The following is a 21,524-nucleotide window of genomic DNA, read 5'->3' on the forward strand; positions in this document are numbered from 1 at the left end:
CTCACCCCTGCTTCGGGGTGGCGGCCGGTGCCGATGCCGGGGCCGATGCAGGCCCTCCCGCAGGCGCAACCGTCTGCAGCGGGCGCACCTTCTGGCCCGCGCGCAACAGGTGCACCCCGGCGGTGACGATGGTCTGGCCCGGGGCCAGGCCCTGGCGCACCTCCACCTCGTTGCCGATGGCCTCGCCCAGCGTCACCGGCACCGGCTTGACCGTGCCGGCGGCGGCGTCATAGATCCAGACCTGGTTGCGGCCCTGCTCCTGCAGCAGCGCGGTCAGCGGCACCCGGATGGCCGCGGTGGCGCCGCTGCGCATGAAGGTCACCACCGCGGTCATGCCGAGCTTGAGGTCGGCGGGCGGGTTCGGCACCGTCACGCGGGTGGCATAGGTGCGGGTGACCGGGTCGGCCGCCGCGGCAATCTCGCGCACGCGGCCAGGCAGCGTGCGCTGCGGCTCGGCCCAGGTATGGATGGTCACGTCGGTAATGCCGCGCAGCAGGTCGACCTGGTCTTCGGGCAGGCCGATCGCGACTTCCTTCTCTGCCGTCTGCGCCACGCGCACCACCGGCTGGCCGGGCGTCACCACCTGGCCCACCTCGGCATCGATCGCCGTGACCACGCCGTCGGCATCGGCATGCAGGACCGAGTAGCCGGTCTGGTTGGACTGGCTGCGCAGCCCGGCCTGGGCCTGGCGCAGCCGCGATTCGGCGGCGTCATAGTTGGCCTGGCGCCGGTGCTGCTCGGCAGCGCTGATGAAGCCCTTGGCGAACAGGTCGTTGTAGCGCTTCAGGTCGGCGGCGGCCAGGTCACGGTCAGTCTTCGCGGCCTCGAACTGGGCGCGCGAGCCGGCCTCGGCCAGCGACAGGTCGGTGGGATCCAGGCGCGCCAGCGGCTGGCCCTTGCTGACCACCGCGCCCACATCCACCAGCCTGGCGGCGATCTTGCCCCCGACGCGGAAGCCCAGCCGCGACTCCACGCGCGGGCGCACGTCGCCGGAGAACTCGAAGGCGGTCTTGCCGTTGTGCGGGCTCAGCTGCATCAGGCGCACCGGGCGCACCTCCGGCGCCGGCTCGGCCTTCTTGCCGCAGCCGGTCAGGGCCAGCAGGCTGGCCATCAAAAGTGCGGCTACGGTCACGCCTCGACCGAGGTGGCGCGGCGGCATCGTAACAACAGGAGAATCTGCAGCCGCAACTTCCGGCACTTGGCAAAGCACTGGCATCGGTAGGCAACGAGTCGGATGGAACAACTGACAAGACTGGCCGGTGACCGCAAATCCCCTGCGCCCGGGAAGTCGTCGGGGCGCGCGGAATGGCCGCGCGCAGCCGGCATCGGCAATAAATAACTTTCCGGTCAGTAATATAACGACGACCCCCGGGTGCGTCAAACGGCAGGCGACGAAACCGCTGGAATGAAGACTCAGTTGCCGTTCCGGGCTGGTGAACTGCGCCGACAGGCTTCGGCATGCGCGACCATACCCTGCCCGGCGCGATGCTACAATCCGCCGCGCCGCTGGCGCTTCCCCCCACATCTTCGACCCGAGACCGGCGTGACGCCCGATCAGTATTGCCAAGAGAAAGTCGCCCAGAGCGGCTCGAGCTTCTATTACAGCTTCCTGTTCCTGCCGGCCGAGCGCCGCCGCGCCATCACCGCGCTGTACGCCTGGTGCCGCGAAGTCGACGACGTGGTCGACGACAGCCATGACGCAGGCCTGGCCCACCAGCAGCTGGACTGGTGGCGCGCCGAACTGCGCCGCCTGTTCGAGGGCGAGCCGACCCACCCGACCACCAAGGCCCTGCAGCCGCATGTGCGCAGCGCCCGCCTGCCCCAGGGCGAGATGTCCGAAGTGCTGGAAGGCATGGAAATGGACCTGACCCAGACCCGCTACCTGGACGAGCCCGGGCTGGCCCGCTACTGCCATTGCGTGGCCGGCGTGGTCGGCACGCTCAGCGCGCGGCTGTTCGGCTATACCGACCCGCAGACGCTGGTGTTTGCCGAGAGGCTTGGCCAGTCGCTGCAACTGGTCAATATCCTGCGCGACGTCGGCGAGGACGCGCGGCGCGGGCGCATCTACCTGCCGGTCAATACCCTGCAGCAGTTCCAGGTGCCTGCATCCGAGATCCTGAAGGGTCAGCATTCCGAGCGCTTTGTCGCGCTGATGCAGTACCACGCCGGCCGTGCCCGCGCGCTGTACCATGAGGCACTGGCGCTGCTGCCGAAGCAGGACCGCCGCGCCCAGCGTGCCGGCCTGCTGATGGGCGCGATCTACCACGCGCTGCTCGACGAACTGGAAGCCAGCCAGTTCCAGGTGCTGAACCAGCGCATCGCGCTGACCCCGCTGCGCAAGCTGTGGATTGCCTGGAAGACCTGGGTGCGCAACAGCTAGCGTCCTGCTCTCTTTTCTGTCCGACCCGCCAAGCCGTACCGCCATGACGCAGACATCCGCCTCCCTCGGCGACACCATCCTTGCCCACGCCGACCAGCTCGCCAGTTTCTCCGACATGGAAGGCGGCCTCACCTGCGCCTACCTGACCCCGGCCCACCGCGCCGCGCAGGCCCGGCTTGCGCAGTGGATGGAGGCGGCCGGCATGCAGGTGCGGATCGACGCCATCGGCAACGTCATCGGCCGCTATGCGGCCGACCCGGCCGTGCCCGACGCGCGCGTGCTGATGACCGGCTCGCACTTCGACACCGTGCGCAATGGCGGGCGCTATGACGGACGGCTTGGCATCGTGCTGCCGATCGCCGTGGTCGGCGCGCTCAACCAGGCCGGCATCCGCCTGCCCTATCACTTTGAAGTGGTGGGGTTCGCCGAAGAGGAAGGCCTGCGCTTCAAGACCAGCTTCCTGGCCAGCAGCGTGTTGGCGGGCCGCTTCGATCCCACCCTGCTGGAGCGCCAGGACGCGGACGGCATCACGCTGCGTGAGGCGCTGGCGGCATCGGACCTGCCCGGCGCGGGCGATCTGCAGGCCCTGCGCGCCGCCGCGGTCGATCCGGCGTCGCTGCTGGGCTTTGTCGAAGTGCATATCGAGCAGGGCCCGGTGCTGCTGCACCACGGCCTGCCGCTGGGCGTGGTCACCCAGATCGCGGGCAGCAGCCGCTTTGCGGTGCGGGTCGAAGGCCTGGCCAGCCACGCCGGCACCACGCCGATGGGCATGCGCCGCGACGCCGCCGCGGGCGCGGCGGAGATGATCCTGCTGGTGGAGCAGCGCTGCACGGCGGCGCCGACGCTGGTCGGTACGGTGGGTCAGCTGCAGGTGCCCAACGGGTCGAGCAATGTCATCCCGGCGGCCTGCACCTTCTCGATGGATATTCGCGCCGGCGAGGATGGCATCCGCGAGGCCGCCATCGCCGACATCGTGGCCGGCATCGGCCAGATCGCGGAACGGCGCGGGCTGGCCGCCCAGGTGGAGCGCGTGCCGCCGGTCAACAACGCGCCGTGCGCGCGCTGGCTGATGGACCAGTTCGGGGCGGTGCTGAAGAAGCGCGGGCTGCAGGCCTTCGAGCTGCCCTCCGGCGCCGGCCACGACGCCATGATGATGCAGCGCATCACCGACGTGGCCATGCTGTTCGTGCGTTGCGGCAACGGCGGCATCAGCCACAACCCGCTGGAAACCATCACGGCGGAGGATGCCCAACTGGCGGCGGAGGTCTTCGTGGATTTCCTGCGGCACTTCCAGCCGCGCGGCTAAGCGCCACAGTGGCGTACCATGGAGGGCGCGGCGCGATAAGAACGGATCAGCCGCCCTGGTAGATATCGCGCCCGAAGTCGTAAAGGTTCTTGCGCAGCTTGCGGCGCTCGTCCGGCGACAGGCGCGAGCCGCCGCGTTCGTCACCGCGCCGGCGCTCGGCGTCGCGCTGCTCGGCGCGATGGCGCTCGGCACGGGCCCGCGCCTCGCGCTGGCTGTTGCCGGGATCGCTGGCCTGGGTCGACGGGTGGCGCTTGAGCAGGTTGGCCATGCCGGCCGATTGCGCCTGCACCGTCCCGGCCGGAATGCACAGCGCCAGCACGGCCAGCGCCAGCGCAAGGCAGGCGCCGGCGATACCATGCTGCGGATGCCCGTGCCGGGTTCGGTTCACTTTCATTGATAATGGCGATCTTTGGCTTCGGGAAAAAGCAGTCTTTGGACAGACTGGACGGACTGCCCTGAAGCCGGGAATTCCGGTACCCCGTCCGGCGCCGCACCCTCTGCAAGCATCGCGCCAGCGCGGGCGAGGCAGGCTGGGCGAGGCAGTGGTTCGTCTGGTGCAAATGCGTGGAAATCTGCCGCGCATGGCGCCCAAAAAGACGGATTGCGCAGTGTAATCGCACGATTGGTGCACACTGCCATACCACGGGGTAAAGTATGTAACGTTTTGTTAAGCCATTTTGAGCGAAAGCGATAGTCGCTAAGATACCGCCATGGAAAATACCAGCCACAAGATTCTTGTCGTCGACGATGACCCGCGTCTGCGCGATTTGCTGCGCCGCTATCTGGGCGAACAGGGTTTCACCGTGCTGGTGGCGGAAAACGCCACCGCGATGAACAAGCTCTGGCTGCGCGAGCGTTTCGACCTGCTGGTGCTGGACCTGATGATGCCGGGTGAAGACGGCCTGTCGATCTGCCGCCGGCTGCGCGGGGCCAATGACCAGACCCCGATCATCATGCTCACCGCCAAGGGCGAGGACGTGGACCGCATCGTCGGCCTGGAGATGGGCGCCGACGACTACCTGCCCAAACCCTTCAACCCGCGCGAACTGATTGCGCGCATCCACGCGGTGCTGCGCCGCAAGGGCCCGGCCGAAGTGCCCGGCGCCCCGTCGGAAACGCCCGAGACCTTCGCCTTCGGCGACTTCGTGCTGAACCTGGCCACGCGCACGCTGACCAAGAACGACGAGGAAATCACGCTGACCACCGGCGAGTTCTCGGTCCTCAAGGTGTTCGCCCGCCATCCGCGCCAGCCGCTGTCGCGCGAGAAGCTGATGGAAATGGCGCGCGGCCGTGAATATGAAGTCTTCGACCGCAGCCTGGACGTGCAGATCTCGCGCCTGCGCAAGCTGATCGAGCCGGACCCGAGCAACCCCCGTTTTATCCAGACGGTGTGGGGCCTGGGCTACGTCTTCATCCCCGATGGCGTGAAGTAACCGATTACGGCCGCTGTTCCCATCGTGGCGACCGTTATCGGCAGAACCGCAACGCGGTTCTTTGGTTCGCTGTTCTGGCGAACCTTCATGCTTATCGCCCTGCTGCTGGCGATTTCGCTGGGCATCTGGTTCCAGAGCTACCGGCTGTTCGAACGCGCCCCGCGCGCGCAGCAGATCGCCATGCAGGTGGTCAGCGTGGTCAAGCTCACGCGCGCCGCGCTGCTCTATTCCGACCCCGCGCGGCGGCGCTTCCTGCTGCTCGACCTGGTGCAGAACGAAGGCATCAAGGTCTATCCGCGCGAGAAGGACGACGACTTCGCCGCGCCCACCGCCAACCCGTTCCTGACCACCCTGGTGCAGCAGGAGATCCGCAGCCGCCTGGGCGAGGACACGGTGCTGGCCACCACCGTCAACGACATTCCCGGCGTGTGGGTCAGCTTCGAGATCGAGGGCGACGACTACTGGGTGGCGATCAGCCCCGAGCGCTTCGAGCGCGTGCCCGGCATCCAGTGGCTGTGGTGGAGTATTGCCGCGCTGCTGCTGTCGATCATCGGCGCGGCCTTTATCACCGCGCGCGTCAACTACCCGCTCAAGCGGCTGGCCAACGCCGCCCGCGCGATCGGCGCCGGCGGCGACCCGCCGCCGCTGCCAGAGCACGGCGCCAGTGAGGTGGCGCTGGCCAACCACAGCTTCAACCAGATGGTGCGCGACCTGCGCCAGCTCGACGACGACCGCGTGGTGATGCTGGCCGGCATCTCGCACGACCTGCGCACGCCGCTGACGCGCCTGCGCCTGGAAACCGAGATGTCGCCGATGGACACCCCCACGCGCGACGCCATGATCGCCGACATCGAGCAGATGGACGCCATCATCGGACAGTTCCTCAACTACGCGCGCCCGCCGCTGGAAACCGTGGAACCGGTTGACCTGTCGGCGCTGGTGCACGATGCCGTGGGCGTCTACGCCGCGCACGACGACGTGCGCGTGCACGTGCGCGCCAATGAGCCGGTGATGGCCGTGGCCAACCGCATGGAAGTGCAGCGCATCCTGGACAACCTGGTCGAGAACGCGCGCCGCTATGCCAAGGACGAGCAAAGCGGCATGGCCGTGGTCGAGATCTCGACGCGCGTGGACGACAAGGAAGCCGTGCTGACCGTGGCCGACCACGGCAACGGCGTGCCCGACGGCCAGCTGTCGCTGCTGACGCGGCCCTTCTACCGGCTCGACGCCGCGCGCAGCGAGGCCAAGGGCGCCGGGCTGGGCATGTCCATCGTCAACCGCATCATGCAGCGCAACGGCGGCCGGCTGCTGCTGGCCAACCGCCCCGCCCCGGCCACGGGGCTGGTGGTCAGCGCCTGCTTCCGGCGCGCCTGAGCGTCAGCTGAGCGTCAGCTGAGCGCGGCCTGAGCGCCATCCGCGGCGCATTGACAGGTTTTCGACAGCATTTGATAGCCTTCTGAAAGGCATTCGTCAGGGCAATGACAGGGTCTCGGCGCACACTGGCGCCCGTCATCAGGCGCGCGGCGAAATCCTTCCCACACGGCGTGACCCGCGCACGCCTGGCTGACTTCTCCGAACCATCATGCCGCCGGGACCGCCGGCGGTGCCTGAGAGACAGCCATGTCAGATACCTCCGCAGCTACCCCCGCCGGGCAGCACGGGTTCCGCACCGTGTTCCGCGTCGTCAGCGGCAACTTCCTGGAAATGTATGACTTCATGGTGTACGGCTTCTACGCGGCCGCCATCGCCAGGACCTTCTTTCCCAGCGGCAACGAGTTCGCCTCGCTGATGCTTTCGCTCGCCACCTTTGGCGCGGGCTTCCTGATGCGGCCGCTGGGTGCGATCGTGCTGGGCGCCTACATCGACCGCCATGGCCGCCGCAAGGGCCTGATCATGACGCTGGCGCTGATGGCCATGGGCACGTTGCTGATTGCCTGCGTGCCGGGCTACGCCACCATTGGCGTGGCCGCGCCGCTGCTGGTATTGGCCGGGCGCCTGCTGCAGGGCTTCTCCGCGGGTGTTGAGCTGGGCGGCGTCTCGGTCTACCTGTCGGAAATCGCCAGGCCTGGCCGCAAGGGCTTCTATGTCGCGTGGCAATCGGGCAGCCAGCAGGTGGCGGTGATCTTCGCCGGCCTGCTGGGCGTGATCCTGCACGCCACGCTGGCTCCGGCGCAAATGGATGAATGGGGCTGGCGCATTCCCTTCCTGGTGGGCTGCCTGATCGTGCCGTTCCTGTTCCTGATCCGCCGTTCGCTGGAAGAGACCGAGGCCTTCAAGGCGCGCAAGCACCGCCCCGCCATTGACGAGATCTACCGCTCGATGCTGGACAACTGGCGCATCATCCTGGCCGGCTGCATGATGGTGGTGATGACCACGGTGTCGTTCTACATGATCACCGCATACACGCCGACCTTCGGCAAGACCGTGCTGAAGCTGGACGACACCGACAACCTGATCGTCACCATGTGCGTGGGCCTGTCCAACTTCATCTGGCTGCCGCTGATGGGCGCGCTGTCGGACCGCATCGGACGCAAGCCACTGCTGGTGTTCTTCACCGTGGCAACGCTGCTGACCGCGTACCCCGCCGTGTCATGGCTGGTGGCCGAGCCGTCGTTCTCGCGGCTGCTGATGGTGGAGCTGTGGCTGTCGTTCCTGTACGGCAGTTATAACGGCGCCATGGTGGTGGCGCTGACCGAGATCATGCCGCCCGCGGTGCGCACCACCGGCTTCTCGCTGGCCTACAGCCTGGCCACGGCGCTGTTCGGCGGCTTCACCCCGGCAATCTCGACCTGGCTGATCCACGCCACCGGCAACAAGGCGGCGCCGGGGCTGTGGCTGATGTTCGCCGCGCTGTGCGGACTGGTTGCCACGCTGGTGATCTTCCGGGCGCAACGAGTGGAGCCCGTCATGCATCCGGCCTGAACACGGCTGGTTGAACTCGCCGCAATCGTCACCAACTTGCCATAAGCGGGCCCAGCGCGCATGGCATACTTGCCCTTCCGCATCGAAGCCGCCTGGCTGATGCCGCGGCTTCCCATGCCGGGATTCGCTCCAGGCGTCACATGGCTTGCCTATCGGGCTCTTTGAGAATATCAATTAGCCCGGCACCTGGTGATGACGCATAATCACGTTTTGTCGCGGTAAGCCGCGTAGCCGGCCCACGCCAGCCGCGCGGCAGCAGCACCGCTCTCATTGCAACCGTATCAGGAGATAGTCTATGAAGACCGTTGGTGACAAGCTCGAAGCCTTCCACGTCGTCGGTGTCAAGCCGGGTTTCAACAATCACGAAGAGAACGGCCAGTCGGCTTTCGAAGACATCACCGAAAAGTCGTTCGAAGGCAAGTGGAAGATCATCTACTTCTACCCGAAGGACTTCACCTTCGTCTGCCCGACCGAAATCGTTGCCTTCGCCAAGCTGAACGGCGACTTCGCCGACCGCGACGCGATCGTGCTGGGCGGCTCGACCGACAACGAATTCGTCAAGCTGGCATGGCGCCGCGAACACAAGGACCTGAACAAGCTGAACCAGTGGCAGTTCGCCGACGTGACCGGTTCGCTGATCGACCAGCTGGGCGTGCGTGACCACGCTGCCGGCGTTGCCCTGCGCGCGACCTTCATCGTCGACCCGGACAACGTGATCCAGCATGTGTCGGTGAACAACCTGAACGTGGGCCGCAACCCGGAAGAAGTCCTGCGTATCCTGGACGGTCTGCAAACGGACGAGCTGTGCCCGTGCAACCGTGCCGTTGGTGGCGCCACGCTGTAATTTGCTATCAGTCGCCAGACACACCTTGGCGATTCGCGGAGGGCGCTGCCCTCCGCATCAAAACCCGCTTGCGCGGGTTTTTTGGGCCCGTATCGATAGGAGAAATAAATGGAATTCCTCAGCACGATTAAGAATCTCATCCCCGATTACGCCAAGGACATCCGCCTGAACGTGGACGGCACCATCGCGCGCTCTTCGCTGGAAGGCAACGATGCGGTCGGTGTGGCACTGGCGGCGGCATTTGCGGCGCAGAGCAAGGTGCTGGTGGATGCCATCCGCAACGCCGGCGTGCTGTCGCCCGAGGAAACCAACGGCGCGCTGACCGCGGCCGCGCTGATGGGCATGAACAACACCTGGTACCCGTACGTCGAAATGGCCGACGATCCCGACCTGGCCAGCCAGCCGGCCGGCCTGCGCATGAACGCCTATGCCACCCATGGCGGCGTGGACAAGCGCCGTTTCGAGATGTACGCACTGGCCGCCTCGATCGTGGGCAAGTGCCACTTCTGCGTGAAGTCGCACTACCAGCTGCTGAAGAATGAACAGGGCATGACCGCGCAGCAACTGCGCGATGTCGGCCGCATTGCCGCCGTGATCGTGGCCGCCGCCAACGTGATCGCCGCGCAATAAGCCCCGCCACAGCGCGCCCCCGCGCCCTCCGCGGCGCCCTGCCACGGGCGCCGTAGCACAGCAGCCGGCAGCTTCCCATCAGGAGTTGCCGGCTGTTCCCATCCTGCAACCGCCCCGCGCCAGGGCTGCACAGGTGCGGCGATCGGCCTACAATCCAGGCAGGACACGCACTTTCAGGCTGCCATGACCCTGCCTTCGCCGACTTCCCCCCGTTTCCACTACCGCCTCGCGGCGGTGCATGACTGGGGCGACATCGCCGCCGTCACGCAACAAGCCTACGGGCAATATGAGCTGGCCATCATGGAAGACTGCCGCGCGTCGTTCCAGCGCGGCATGCAGGCAGTGCTGGCGACCAGCCATCCGGATATGGAATGGTGGGTGGCGGAGACCGATCACGGCATCATGGGCGCCGTGCTGTTCTGCCATCCGGGCGCCACGCTGCCGGCACTGGACGGCAGCACCATCACCCTGACCCAGCCGGAAGCCCGGCTGCTGTCGGTCAGCCCGCAGGCGCGCGGCCTGGGCCTGGGCCGCACGCTGATGCAGATCTGCATCCAGCGCGCGCGCGATATCGGCGCGTCAACGCTGGTGGTGCGCACCATGCCGGAAATGGCATCGGCCATCCGGCTGTGCCAGCAGATGGGCTTCACCAAGCGCACCGAAGCCGGTGCGCGCACCGGCGCAATGGCCCGCCTGATCGACTATACCTACGCCATCCCGCCGGAAAACGCCACGGCGCCAGACGCGGCGCGCCCCTGATCAGTCCTGCGCGTCGCCCACCGAGGCGCGCCAGAGCAGCACCGCGGCCTGCGCCACGATGCCCTCCTGGCGCCCTTCGAAGCCCAGCTTCTCGTTGGTCTTGGCCTTGACGTTGCAACGCCCGCGCGCAATCCCCAGGTCCTCCGCCAGGTTCGCCACCATCGCCCCGATATGCGGCGCCAGCTTGGGCGCCTGCGCGATCACGGTGGCATCGACATTGCCGATTTCATAGCCCGCCTCGCGCACGCGGCGCGCGGCCTCGCGCAGCAGCACGCGGCTGTCGGCGCCGGCGAACTGCGCGTCGGTGTCGGGGAAATGGCGGCCGATATCGCCCAGCGCGGCCGCGCCGAAGAGCGCGTCGGTGACCGCGTGCAGCAGCGCATCCGCATCGGAATGGCCCAGCAGGCCGCGGTCGTGCGGAATCTCGACCCCGCCCAGGATCAGCTTGCGGCCGGGCACCAGCGCGTGGACGTCATAGCCCTGTCCCACCCGGATATCGAAAGGCATCATGCGGTCAGGCTCCTTTGCCATCGTTGCCCAGCAGCACTTCGGCCAGTGCGAAGTCCTCCGGGTAGGTCACCTTGAAATTGCGCAGCGAGCCGTTGACCAGCCGCGGATGCAGCCCCAGACGCTCGATCGCGCTGGCCTCGTCGGTCACCACCGCGCCGGCCGCCATGGCGTCCTGCAGCGCCTGGCGCAGCACGCCCAGGCGGAACATCTGCGGCGTCTGCGCCTGCCACAGGCCCTCGCGCGGCACGGTGGCGCCGATACGGGCGTCGTCCTGGGCGCGCTTGAGCGTGTCGGGCACCGGCACCGCCAGGATGCCGCCGATGGCGGCGTCCGGGTCGTCGTCGCCGTCGCTTTCCACCGCGCGCACCAGCGCATGGATCATTGCCGGGGTCAGGCCCGGGCGCGCGGCATCGTGCACCAGCACCCAGTCGCTGTCGGTCGCGCCCAGCTGCGCCAGGTGGTGCAGCCCGGCCAGCACCGAGGCATGGCGGGTCTCGCCGCCGACAAAGGCGGTATCGAAGCGCAGCCCGGCAAAGGCGGCCGCGCCGAAGCGCGATTCCAGCGGCATGTCGTCGGGCGCCAGCACCAGCGCGGTGGCGTTGATGGCGTCGCACGCCGAGAACGCCGCCAGCGCGTACCAGATCATCGGCCGGCCGGCCACGGTCTGGTATTGCTTGGGAACGGCGCCGCCGGCGCGGCTGCCGGTACCGGCACAGGGAATCAGGGCAAAGCGGCGAGCGGGCACAGGATCGGCGTTGAGTGAAAGAGGCGCGGGCGCCTGCTGGCCGGCATGGCCAGCGGGACAACCGGTGCGCATTCTATAATACGGCCCTTGCCCGTCGCCATGCCGCGCCATTCCGCATTGACGCGTGCCCGGCAGGCGCCACGGGCCGTTGAGGTCCCCTGCCCCGACCCCCGCCCGCAATGCCGGCGGGGTGTCGTCGTTTTGAACGCCCCGCTGCCGACATGCCTGACGCCAAGCCCGCCTTCCCCTTTGTCAACCTGCCGCTGGTCAAGCCGGGGCTGCGCCACAGCGTGGCGGGCCTGCGCGGCTCGGCCGATGCGCTGGCTGTGGCCGCGTACGCTCGGCAGCACCGCGAGCGCGCGCCGATGCTGGCCGTAGTCTGCTCCCACGCGGTCGATGCCCAGCGCCTGGCCGAGGAAATCCCCTGGTTCGCGCCCGAACTGCGCGTGCGCCTGCTGCCCGACTGGGAAACCCTGCCCTACGACAGCTTCTCGCCGCACCAGGACCTGGTATCAGAGCGCCTGGCCACGCTGCACGACATCCAGACCGGGCAATGCGACGTGATGCTGGTGCCGGCCACCACCGCGCTGTACCGGCTGGCGCCGCCCGCGTTCCTGGCCGCCTACACCTTCTTCTTCAAGCAGGGCGAGCGGCTGGATGAAGCGGCGCTCAAGGCCCAGTTCACGCTGGCCGGCTACGAGCACGTCAGCGCGGTGATGCGCCCCGGCGAATACAGCGTGCGCGGCGGCCTGATCGACCTGTACCCGATGGGCTCGGCGCTGCCGTACCGGATCGACCTGTTCGGCGACGAGATCGAGACCATCCGCGCCTTCGACCCCGACACCCAGCGCAGCCTGTACCCGGTCAAGGAGGTGCGGCTGCTGCCCGGGCGCGAGTTCCCGCTCGACGAAGCCGCGCGCACCGCCTTCCGCGGCCGCTGGCGCGAGCTGTTCGAAGGCGACCCAACCAAGTCGCCGATCTACAAGGACATCGGCAACGGCGTGCCGTCGGCCGGCATCGAGTACTACCTGCCGCTGTTCTTCGAGCAGAGCGCGACCGTGTTCGACTACCTGCCCGCCGATACGCAGCTCGCGTTCGCCGGCAATGTCGACGAGGCCATCCGCCGCTTCTGGGCCGACACCACGCAGCGCTACAACTTCATGCGGCACGACCGCGAGCGCCCGCTGCTGCCGCCAGCGGACCTGTTCCTGTCCGAGGAGCAGTTCTTCGTCGCCGCCAAGCCGATGGCGCGCCTGGTGCTGCAGGCCGAAGCGAACGCGGACCAGGCCGCGTTCTCGGCCATCCTGCCCGACGTCGCGGTGAACCGCCGCGCCGATGATCCGCTGGTCAACCTGGAAGCGCTGCTGCTCGACCAGCAGACCCGCGTGCTGATGTGCGCCGACTCGGCCGGGCGGCGCGAGACCCTGCTGCAGCTCTTTGCCGAAAGCGGCCTGCGCCCGCAGCCGGTGGACGACCTTGCCGCGTTCCTGGCCGGCGAAGCGCATTTCTCGATCGCGGTGGCGCCGCTGCAGAGCGGCTTTGCGCTGCCGCAGGGGCGGATCGCCTTTGTCACCGAGGCCGAGCTGTACGCCGGCACCGCGCGCCGCACCGGCCGCCGCAAGCAGGAGCAGGCCTCCGCCGTCGACTCGATGGTGCGCGACCTGGCCGAGTTGAAGATCGGCGACCCGGTGGTGCACAGCGAGCACGGCATCGGCCGCTATCAGGGCCTGGTCACGCTCGACATGGGCCAGGGCGACGAGGAATTCCTGCACCTGGACTACGACAAGGGCAGCAAGCTGTATGTGCCGGTGCACCAGTTGCATGTAATCTCGCGCTATTCCGGCGCCGATCCCGATACCGCGCCGCTGCACCACCTGGGCTCGGGCCAGTGGGACAAGGCCAAGCGCAAGGCAGCCCAGCAGATCCGCGACACCGCCGCCGAGCTGCTCAACCTGTACGCGCGCCGCGCCGCGCGCGAGGGCTTTGCCTTCCCGCTCTCGCCCAAGGACTACGAGACCTTCGCCGAAAGCTTCGGCTTCGAGGAAACGCCGGACCAGGCCGCCGCGATTGCCGCGGTGATCGCCGACATGACCTCGGACAAGCCGATGGACCGGCTGGTGTGCGGCGACGTGGGCTTCGGCAAGACCGAGGTGGCGCTGCGCGCGGCCTTTGTCGCGGTGCTGGGCGGCAAGCAGGTGGCGATGCTGGCGCCGACCACGCTGCTGGCCGAGCAGCACTTCCAGACGCTGTCCGACCGCTTCGCCGAATGGCCGGTGCGCATCGTCGAGCTGTCGCGCTTCAAGACCAAGAAGGAAATCGACGCGGCCATCAGGCAGATCAACGAAGGCACCGTCGACATCGTCATCGGCACCCACAAGATCCTGTCCGACCAGGTCAGGTTCGAGCGCCTGGGGCTGGTCATCATCGACGAGGAACACCGCTTCGGCGTGCGCCAGAAGGAGGCGCTGAAGACCCTGCGCGCCGAGGTCGACGTGCTGACCCTGACCGCCACGCCGATCCCGCGCACGCTGGGCATGGCGCTGGAAGGCCTGCGCGACTTCTCGGTGATCGCGACCGCGCCGCAGAAGCGGCTGGCGATCAAGACCTTCGTGCGGCGCGAGGAAGACGGCGTGATCCGCGAGGCCATCCTGCGCGAGCTCAAGCGCGGCGGCCAGGTCTACTTCCTGCACAACGAGGTCGAGACCATCGAGAACAAGCGCGCGCGGCTGGCCGAGCTGGTGCCCGAAGCGCGCATTGCCGTCGCGCACGGCCAGATGCATGAGCGCGAGCTGGAGCGCGTGATGCGCGACTTCGTCGCGCGCCGCGACAACATCCTGCTGTGCACCACCATCATCGAGACCGGCATCGACGTGCCGACCGCCAACACCATCCTGATCCACCGCTCGGACAAGTTCGGCCTGGCGCAGCTGCACCAGCTGCGCGGCCGGGTCGGGCGCTCGCACCACCAGGCCTATGCCTACCTGCTGGTGCATGATGTCGAGGGCCTGACCAAGCAGGCGCAGCGCCGGCTCGAAGCGATCCAGCAGATGGAGGAACTGGGCTCGGGCTTCTACCTGGCCATGCATGACCTGGAAATCCGCGGCGCGGGCGAGGTGCTGGGCGACAAGCAGTCGGGCGAGATCCACGAGATCGGCTTCCAGCTCTACACTGACATGCTCAACGCCGCGGTCAAGGCGCTCAAGGCCGGCAAGGAACCCGACCTGATGGCGCCGCTGGCCGCGACCACCGAGATCAACCTGGGCACGCCGGCGCTGCTGCCCAACGACTACTGCGCCGACGTGCACGAGCGGCTGTCGCTGTACAAGCGACTGGCCAACTGCGAGACCGCCGAGCGCGTGGACGATATCCAGGAAGAGCTGATCGACCGCTTCGGCCGACTGCCGGCGCAGGCGCAGGCGCTGGTCGAGACCCACCGGCTGCGCATCGCCGCGGCACCGCTGGGCGTGCGCAAGATCGACGCGGGCGAGGCCACCATCAGCGTGCAGTTCGTGCCCAACCCGCCGATCGACGCGATGCGCATCATCGACCTGGTGCAGAAGAACCGCCATATCAAGCTGGCCGGGCAGGACAAGCTGCGCATCGAGGCCAAAATGCCGGACGTGGCGATCCGCGCGCAGACCATCAAGCATACGTTGCGGCAACTGGCGTAGGGGTCATGCGTATCCTGCATGGACGCGGCGCGCGGCCGGGTGTAGCATCGATTCCTTAACAAGTTAGCGATAACGCCCCCATGCCCGCCCAAGCCGCTTCTTCCCGTCAGCCCGTCACCGAAACCGCCGCGCGCGGCAGCGCGCTTGAATGGACCCAGCGGCTGGTCGCGTACGACACCACCAGCCGCAACTCCAACCTGGGCCTGATCGAGTCGGTGCGCGACCATTTCCTGGCCAAGGGGCTGAAGCCGCATCTGAGCTACAACCCGCAGCAGGACAAGGCCAACCTGTTCGTCACCGTGCCCGCCGCCGACGGCAATACCAACGGCGGCATCGTGCTCTCCGGCCATACCGACGTGGTGCCGGTGGACGGCCAGGACTGGACCACCGACCCGTTCAAGCCGGTGGTGCGCGACGGCAAGCTCTACGGCCGCGGCACCTGCGACATGAAAGGCTTTATCGGCACCAGCCTGTCGCTGCTGCCGGCCATCCTGCAGGCCAGGCTGCGCGAGCCGGTCCACTACGCGCTGTCCTTCGACGAGGAGATCGGCTGCATGGGCGCGCCCTACCTGCTGGCCGAACTGCGCGACCGCGGCGTGACGCCCGGCGGCTGCATCGTCGGCGAACCCACCAGCATGCGCGTGATCGTGGCGCACAAGGGCATCAACGCCTACCGTTGCTGCGTCAGGGGCCAGGCCGCGCACTCGTCGCTGACGCCGCGCGGCGTCAATGCGATCGAATACGCCGCGCGCCTGATCTGCTTCATCCGCGACATCGCCGATGAGTTCAAGGCCAACGGCCCCTACGACCAGGCCTTCGACGTGCCCTACACCACCGCGCAGACCGGCACCATCCAGGGCGGCATCGCGCTGAACACCATCCCGGCACTGTGCGAGTTCGTGTTCGAGTTCCGCAACCTGCCCGGCGTGGATCCCGAAGCCATCTACGCCCGCATCCAGGCCTACGCCAACGACGTGCTGCTGCCGAAGATGCGCGCCGAGCATGCCGACGCCGGCCTGACGCTGAGCAAGATCGCCGCCGCGCCGTCGCTGGACGTGGCCGAACAGGAAGCCATCACGCAGCTGGTGCGCGCGCTGACCGCCGACCGCGACACCAACAAGGTGGCCTACGGCACCGAGGCCGGCCTGTTCCAGCGCGCCGGCATTCCGGCCGTGGTGTGCGGGCCTGGTGATATCCAGCAGGCGCACAAGCCGGATGAGTTTGTTGCGCTGGAGCAGTTGGCTGCTTGCGAGGCGTTCCTGCACAAGGTGGTCGACAGCTTGCGCGTGAGCTGACTGCCGGGCATGCCAGAGCTTTGCTCCCCTCTCCCGCTTGCGGGAGAGGGGAGCAACCAATCCGCTTTTCCCGGCGCTTTGCACTTGCCGCGCGCCGCCACACCGCCTGCATCACACCAACAACAACGAAGGAGACCTTGCATGGCTGTCCGTGATTCCGCATCCCGTCCCACCACCCGCTTCGCGCTCGCCACCGTGGCGCTCGCCACCGGCCTGCTCTGCAACACCGCGCAGGCCCAGGCGCAAGGCGCCGAAACCCTGCACGCCCAGATCGAAACCCGCGCCAAGGCCGTCGAGAAACAACTCATCGCGTGGCGCCGCGATATCCACCAGCATCCGGAACTGGGCAACTACGAGACGCGCACCGCCAAGCTCGTGGCCGACCACCTGCGCAAGCTCGGCATGGAAGTGAAGACGGGCGTGGCCAAGACCGGCGTGGTCGGCGTGCTCAAGGGCGGCAAGCCCGGCCCGGTAGTGGCGCTGCGCGCCGACATGGATGCGCTGCCGGTCAAGGAACGCGTGGACGTGCCGTTCGCGTCGAAGGCCAAGGGCCAGTACCTGGGCAAGGAAGTGGACGTGATGCACGCCTGCGGCCATGACACGCACGTGGCGATTCTGATGGCCACCGCCGAGGTGCTGGCCGGCATGAAGGACCAGCTGCCCGGCACGGTCAAGTTCATCTTCCAGCCGGCCGAGGAAAGCCCGGCCGACTTCGAACCGAATGGCTCCAACACCTGGGGCGCCAAGCAGATGGTGTCCGAGGGCGTGCTGGACAATCCCAAGGTCGATGCGATCTTCGGCCTGCACGTGAGCAGCGGCATCGAATCGGGCAAGCTGGGCTGGCGCAGCGGCCCCTCGATGGCGGCGGCCGACCAGTTCTGGATCGACGTCAAGGGCCGCCAGACCCACGGCGCGCGGCCGTGGGGCGGGATCGACCCGATCGTGGTGGCGTCACAGATCGTGATGGGCCTGCAGACCATCCAGAGCCGCCAGGTCAACGCCATGCTGGAGCCGTCGGTGATTACCGTGGGCACCATCCACGGCGGCAACCGCATGAACATCGTGCCGGAGAAGGTCGAGATGATGGGCACCGTGCGCACCTATGACGAAGGCATGAAGAAGGACATCCATGCCCGCATGAAGCGCACCACCGAGGCCATCGCCACCAGCGCCGGCGCCGAGGCCAGCTTCCGCGTGGTGGAGTTGTACAACGCCACCATCAACCAGCCGGCCCTGACCGAGAAGATGGCGCCCACGCTGCAGCGCGTGGCCGGCGAAGGCAACTGGATGATCACGCCCAAGGCGACCGCGTCGGAGGACTTCTCGTTCTACCAGGAGAAGGTCCCGGGCCTGTTCTTCAACCTCGGGGTGACGCCCAAGGGCCAGGATGTGACCAAGGCGCCTTCCAACCACTCGCCTGAGTTCTATGTGGACGAGCCGGCGCTGATCAACGGCGTGCGCGCCCTGTCCAGCCTGACCGTGGACTACATGGTGATGGCGCAGCGCTGAGCGGCTCGCCCGGGGCGCTGCGGCGGGGCTACAATAGCGCTTTTGCCGCGTTGAAGCCCCGCGCGGCAAGCGCCCGACCTTCATCCGCCATGCCCCTGATCCTCCAGAGCACCGCCCCGCTTTCCCCAGCCGACCTCGACACCGCCCGCACCCTGGCCCGCGCCTCTGAACTGGTGCTGCGCAGCGAGACCGTCGCCGCCGCCGAGGAATGCGCGCCGCTGACGCCGGCGCTGCGCGATGCGCTGGACGATTTCTGCGGCCCGCGCGCGATCGACTGGGCAGTGGTGCCCGCGGGGCGCAAGCTGTCCGACTTCCACCTGGTGGCGATGGACATGGACTCGACCCTGATCACGATCGAGTGCATCGACGAGATCGCAGATTTCTGCGGCCTCAAGGCCGAGGTCTCGGCCATCACCGAAGCCGCCATGCGCGGCGAGATCACCGATTTCAACGAAAGCCTGCGCCGCCGCGTGGCCCTGCTCAAGGGCCTGGACGCCAGCGTGCTGGACCGCGTCTATGAAGAGCGCCTGCGGCTGTCGCCGGGCGCCGAGCGCATGCTGCAGACCGTGCAGGCGCTGGGCCTGCGCACGCTGCTGGTGTCGGGCGGCTTCGTGCATTTCACCGAGAAGCTCAAGGCACGGCTCCAGCTCGACGTGACCCGCGCCAATACGCTGGAGATCGTCGACGGCAAGCTGACCGGCAATGTCGTCGGCGAGATCGTCAACGCCGACGTCAAGGCCCGCACCGTGCAGGAAGTCTGCGCCCGGATCGGAGCCACGCCGGACCAGGCCATCGTCATGGGCGATGGCTCCAACGACCTGAAGATGATGGCCGTGGCCGGCCTGTCGGTGGCATTCCGGGCCAAGCCGGTGGTGCGCACGCAAGCCAGCGTCGCGTTCAACCACGTCGGCCTGGACGGCCTGCTGGCGCTGTTCCCGCACTGATCCCGGGCCGCGGACAACGCGGCAATGCGCGCCGGGCGGCAAGCGCCCGGCCGGCCCCACCCGCGCGGGCCGCCTGCGACTCGTCGCCACAGCCAGCGCAAGTCCCTCCCCCAAGTGCAGATGAATCCCCACTGAGACGCAACGTCTACTTAGCGCTTGCCTCTTCAAATGCGAATCATTACCATTAATGTTTCGTTTATCTGTCATTTCTCCATGCAAGTTCTGGCCGTCCTTCTTGGCCTGGCTGCGGCTGCGTGCCTGTACCTGGCCGCGCCCAACCAGGTCCTGCTGCCGCCCGGCAGGGTCACGCAACCGCGTACGCTGGGCTGGCTGGGCCTGGTCCTGGTCGTCGTCAGCACCTGGCTGTGGAGCATCACCGATGGCTGGCCCGCAGCCATTGCCGCCAGCCTGGTGACCGTGCCCTGCGCGCTGTCGGTATGGCCCTTTATCGCCACCTATGCCGCGCGCAAGCGCCGGGCAGCACGGGAGCAACGGGCATGAGCGCAGACCGCTCCGCAATGGGCACCAAATGGCTTGCCGGTGCGCTGCTCGGGCTGCCGCTGGCGGTGGCGCTGTGCACGCTGTTGATCCTGTGGCTGCCGGGCGGCTGGGAAACCGGCATCGTCGCGGCCGTGGTGGCCTGCCTGCCGGTGTGGGTGGCCATCATCAGCGCCAGCCTGCTGTTCCGTTCCAGCCGCACTGCCTGGGTCTGGCTGGGCGGCGCCAACCTGCTCTGCTTCGGCGCGCTCTGGCTGCTGCGCCTGGCCAGGCTGGCGCCGACGGCACTGGCCGCCTCCTGAGAACGCCATCATGAAAACCGCAACCCTGCGCCTGTACCAGACGCTGCATACCTGGGTCGGCCTGATGGCCGGCTGGGCCCTGTTTATCGCCTTCTTTGCCGGGGCGGTCACCGTGTTCCACCATGAGCTGCACGTTTGGCAGTCGCCGTCGCGGCTGAAAGGCAATGCGCAGTTCGAGGCCAGTACCGACCCGGCCGCGGTCGACCGCTTCATGCAGAAGCTGGTCGCGATCCACCCCGAGGCCGCGGCCAGCTCATACGTGATCATGCCGTCGGAGGGAGAGCCCAATATCGCGGCCTACTGGCAGGACCAGGCCGGCGAGTGGCAGATGACCACCGACGCCCGCCTGGCCGGCGGCGCCGCGATGCAGCGCGACACCTCGCGCGACCAGGTGATCGGCGAACTGTCGGCATTCCTGAACAGCCTGCACTACTCGCTGGGGATCCCGGTCGGCGGCATCTATTTCATGGGCGCGATCTCGGTGCTGTACGGGCTGGCACTGGTATCGGGCGTGCTGCTGCACCTGCCACGGCTGAAGAAGGACCTGTTTGCAGTGCGCCCCGGGCGCAACCTGAAGCGCTTCTGGATGGACACCCACAATGTGCTGGGCCTGTTCAGCCTGCCTTTCCACCTGGTCTTTGCCATCACCGGCGCGCTGTTCTGCCTGTCGCTGGTGCTGATGATGGCGTTCAACACACTGACCTTCGATGGCCGCCTGTTCGAGGCGGTGCCCCGCGCCACCACCGCCGTGCCGGAAGTGGCCGCGGCCAACCGCGCGGTGCCGACCATGCCCACGGCAACGCTGATGCAGATCGCGCGCGAGCACGGCGGCGAGCGATTCACGCCCGAGTCGTTCCGCTTCCAGCGCTATGGCGACGCCAACGCCGTGGTGGAGGTGCGCGGCACCAGCACGCAGGCACTCGGCAACCTGGGCTCGGTCGGCATCCATGCCGCCAGCGGCGAGCCCAACGCGGGCCAGCTGACCGCCAACCAGACCGCCGGCACGCGCGACAGCAACCACGGGCTCTACAGCGCGCTGTACGCACTGCATTTCGGCACTTTCGGCGAGCTGCCGGTGCGGCTGGTCTACCTGCTGGCCGGGCTCGCCGGCGCCTTCCTGTTCTATTCGGGCAACCTGCTGTGGATCGAGTCACGGCGCAAGCTGCGCCTGGCCGAGCAGCCGCGCGTGCACCGGCTGCTGGCGCAGGGCACGGTCGGCGTGTGCATCGGCTGCTGCATCGGCGTGGCGCTGTGCTTCCCGGCGGCGCTGCTGTGGCCGGAACGCGCGGTGAGCTACACGTATTTCACGGTGTTTGTCCTGGCCTGTGCCTGGGCGCTGCTGCGCCCGCCGGTGCGCGCCGCGGTGGAACTGCTCTACGCCGCCGCGCTGGCGTGGCTGACGGTGCCGCTGGCGAACGCGATCCTGACCGGCGACCACCTGCTGCACAGCATCCCCAGCGGGCACTGGATCATCGCCGGCTTCGATATCGGCGCGATCGCGCTGGCCACGGGCTTTGTCGCCCTGGCCCGCGCCACGCAGCGCCGCGCGCGCAGTGGGCCGGCGGAGTCGGTCTGGGCGATGCCGCGGGCAGCCCAAGCCGCCCAGACCGCCCAGACCGCCAGGCCCACCGCGGGCGCCAAGGCGATGCCCAGCACGGATACGCCCTGAGCGCATGGCGCCCGCACGCAAGAACGGACGCAGCAGCGTCCGTTTTTGTTTCCTGGGCAGCACCAGCCCGGCCCCTGCCCTACACTATCTCAGGCCAACAACATCGA

At 68.0% G+C, this 21,524-nt stretch carries 19 protein-coding genes; 15 read left to right on the top strand and 4 right to left on the bottom strand.

Annotated elements, in window-relative coordinates:
* Position 1: 1 nt before the first annotated feature.
* Positions 2-1,216, bottom strand: coding sequence for an efflux RND transporter periplasmic adaptor subunit (locus tag C265_RS00580; RefSeq protein ID WP_037023310.1), 1,215 nt, complete (start codon positions 1,214-1,216; stop codon positions 2-4).
* 327 nt (positions 1,217-1,543) lie between these two features.
* Here C265_RS00580 and hpnD point away from each other — a divergent pair, with 327 nt between their 5' ends.
* Complete coding sequence (gene hpnD / locus C265_RS00585) at positions 1,544-2,380, top strand: presqualene diphosphate synthase HpnD (protein ID WP_010810104.1); 837 nt, start codon at positions 1,544-1,546, stop codon at positions 2,378-2,380.
* 43 nt (positions 2,381-2,423) lie between these two features.
* Positions 2,424-3,686 carry a Zn-dependent hydrolase gene (locus tag C265_RS00590; RefSeq protein ID WP_010810105.1) on the top strand — a complete coding sequence of 421 codons (1,263 nt, stop codon included), beginning with the start codon at positions 2,424-2,426 and terminating at the stop codon, positions 3,684-3,686.
* 46 nt (positions 3,687-3,732) lie between these two features.
* Here C265_RS00590 and C265_RS00595 read toward each other — a convergent pair whose 3' ends face one another.
* Positions 3,733-4,080: a hypothetical protein gene (locus C265_RS00595; RefSeq protein ID WP_010810106.1), complete on the bottom strand. Its 348-nt coding sequence runs from the start codon at positions 4,078-4,080 to the stop codon at positions 3,733-3,735.
* 316 nt (positions 4,081-4,396) lie between these two features.
* On the opposite strand from C265_RS00595, the gene ompR reads away from it, so the two are divergent.
* The 6 genes from ompR (at position 4,397) to C265_RS00625 (ending at position 10,274) form a co-directional block, all read left to right on the top strand.
* Positions 4,397-5,119: a two-component system response regulator OmpR gene (ompR, locus tag C265_RS00600; protein ID WP_010810107.1), complete on the top strand. Its 723-nt coding sequence runs from the start codon at positions 4,397-4,399 to the stop codon at positions 5,117-5,119.
* A 24-nt stretch (positions 5,120-5,143) separates the two neighbouring features.
* Positions 5,144-6,493 carry an ATP-binding protein gene (locus C265_RS00605; RefSeq protein WP_011615097.1) on the top strand — a complete coding sequence of 450 codons (1,350 nt, stop codon included), beginning with the start codon at positions 5,144-5,146 and terminating at the stop codon, positions 6,491-6,493.
* Positions 6,494-6,739: 246 nt separating this feature from the next.
* On the top strand, positions 6,740-8,041 hold the full coding sequence (locus tag C265_RS00610) for an MFS transporter (protein WP_010810109.1): 1,302 nt from the start codon (positions 6,740-6,742) through the stop codon (positions 8,039-8,041).
* A gap of 295 nt (positions 8,042-8,336) precedes the next feature.
* Entirely contained in the window at positions 8,337-8,885 is a 549-nt protein-coding gene (locus C265_RS00615) for a peroxiredoxin (protein WP_010810110.1), read from the top strand.
* A 108-nt stretch (positions 8,886-8,993) separates the two neighbouring features.
* A complete protein-coding gene (locus C265_RS00620) occupies positions 8,994-9,515 on the top strand; it encodes a carboxymuconolactone decarboxylase family protein (protein WP_010810111.1) in 522 nt (173 codons plus the stop codon).
* 183 nt (positions 9,516-9,698) lie between these two features.
* Positions 9,699-10,274, top strand: a complete 576-nt coding sequence (locus tag C265_RS00625; RefSeq protein WP_010810112.1) for a GNAT family N-acetyltransferase — start codon at positions 9,699-9,701, stop codon at positions 10,272-10,274.
* Here C265_RS00625 and ispF read toward each other — a convergent pair whose 3' ends face one another.
* Both ispF and ispD read right to left on the bottom strand, forming a co-directional pair.
* On the bottom strand, positions 10,275-10,784 hold the full coding sequence (gene ispF, locus C265_RS00630) for a 2-C-methyl-D-erythritol 2,4-cyclodiphosphate synthase (RefSeq protein ID WP_010810113.1): 510 nt from the start codon (positions 10,782-10,784) through the stop codon (positions 10,275-10,277).
* A 4-nt stretch (positions 10,785-10,788) separates the two neighbouring features.
* Complete coding sequence (ispD, locus tag C265_RS00635; RefSeq protein WP_010810114.1) at positions 10,789-11,601, bottom strand: 2-C-methyl-D-erythritol 4-phosphate cytidylyltransferase; 813 nt, start codon at positions 11,599-11,601, stop codon at positions 10,789-10,791.
* 149 nt (positions 11,602-11,750) lie between these two features.
* Between ispD and mfd the strand changes: the two genes are divergently transcribed.
* The 7 genes from mfd to C265_RS00670 all read left to right on the top strand — a co-directional run bounded on the left by mfd (position 11,751) and on the right by C265_RS00670 (position 21,417).
* A complete protein-coding gene (mfd, locus tag C265_RS00640; protein WP_010810115.1) occupies positions 11,751-15,200 on the top strand; it encodes a transcription-repair coupling factor in 3,450 nt (1,149 codons plus the stop codon).
* Between the two features lie 80 nt (positions 15,201-15,280).
* Positions 15,281-16,495 (top strand): acetylornithine deacetylase, encoded by a 1,215-nt coding sequence (gene argE, locus C265_RS00645; protein ID WP_010810116.1) that lies wholly within the window; start codon positions 15,281-15,283, stop codon positions 16,493-16,495.
* Between the two features lie 141 nt (positions 16,496-16,636).
* Positions 16,637-18,004 carry an amidohydrolase gene (locus tag C265_RS00650; RefSeq protein WP_010810117.1) on the top strand — a complete coding sequence of 456 codons (1,368 nt, stop codon included), beginning with the start codon at positions 16,637-16,639 and terminating at the stop codon, positions 18,002-18,004.
* Between the two features lie 89 nt (positions 18,005-18,093).
* Positions 18,094-18,948 carry a phosphoserine phosphatase SerB gene (gene serB, locus C265_RS00655; protein ID WP_010810118.1) on the top strand — a complete coding sequence of 285 codons (855 nt, stop codon included), beginning with the start codon at positions 18,094-18,096 and terminating at the stop codon, positions 18,946-18,948.
* 213 nt (positions 18,949-19,161) lie between these two features.
* Positions 19,162-19,449, top strand: a complete 288-nt coding sequence (locus C265_RS00660) for a hypothetical protein (RefSeq protein ID WP_010810119.1) — start codon at positions 19,162-19,164, stop codon at positions 19,447-19,449.
* On the top strand, positions 19,446-19,748 hold the full coding sequence (locus C265_RS00665; protein ID WP_011615092.1) for a hypothetical protein: 303 nt from the start codon (positions 19,446-19,448) through the stop codon (positions 19,746-19,748). The genes C265_RS00660 and C265_RS00665 overlap by 4 nt, the downstream gene beginning before the upstream one ends.
* Before the next feature lie 10 nt (positions 19,749-19,758).
* Positions 19,759-21,417, top strand: a complete 1,659-nt coding sequence (locus C265_RS00670; protein WP_010810121.1) for a PepSY domain-containing protein — start codon at positions 19,759-19,761, stop codon at positions 21,415-21,417.
* The last annotated feature ends 107 nt before the right edge of the window (positions 21,418-21,524 follow it).

The sequence above is a fragment of the Cupriavidus sp. GA3-3 genome, from assembly GCF_000389805.1.
Lineage (GTDB): Bacteria > Pseudomonadota > Gammaproteobacteria > Burkholderiales > Burkholderiaceae > Cupriavidus > Cupriavidus necator_D.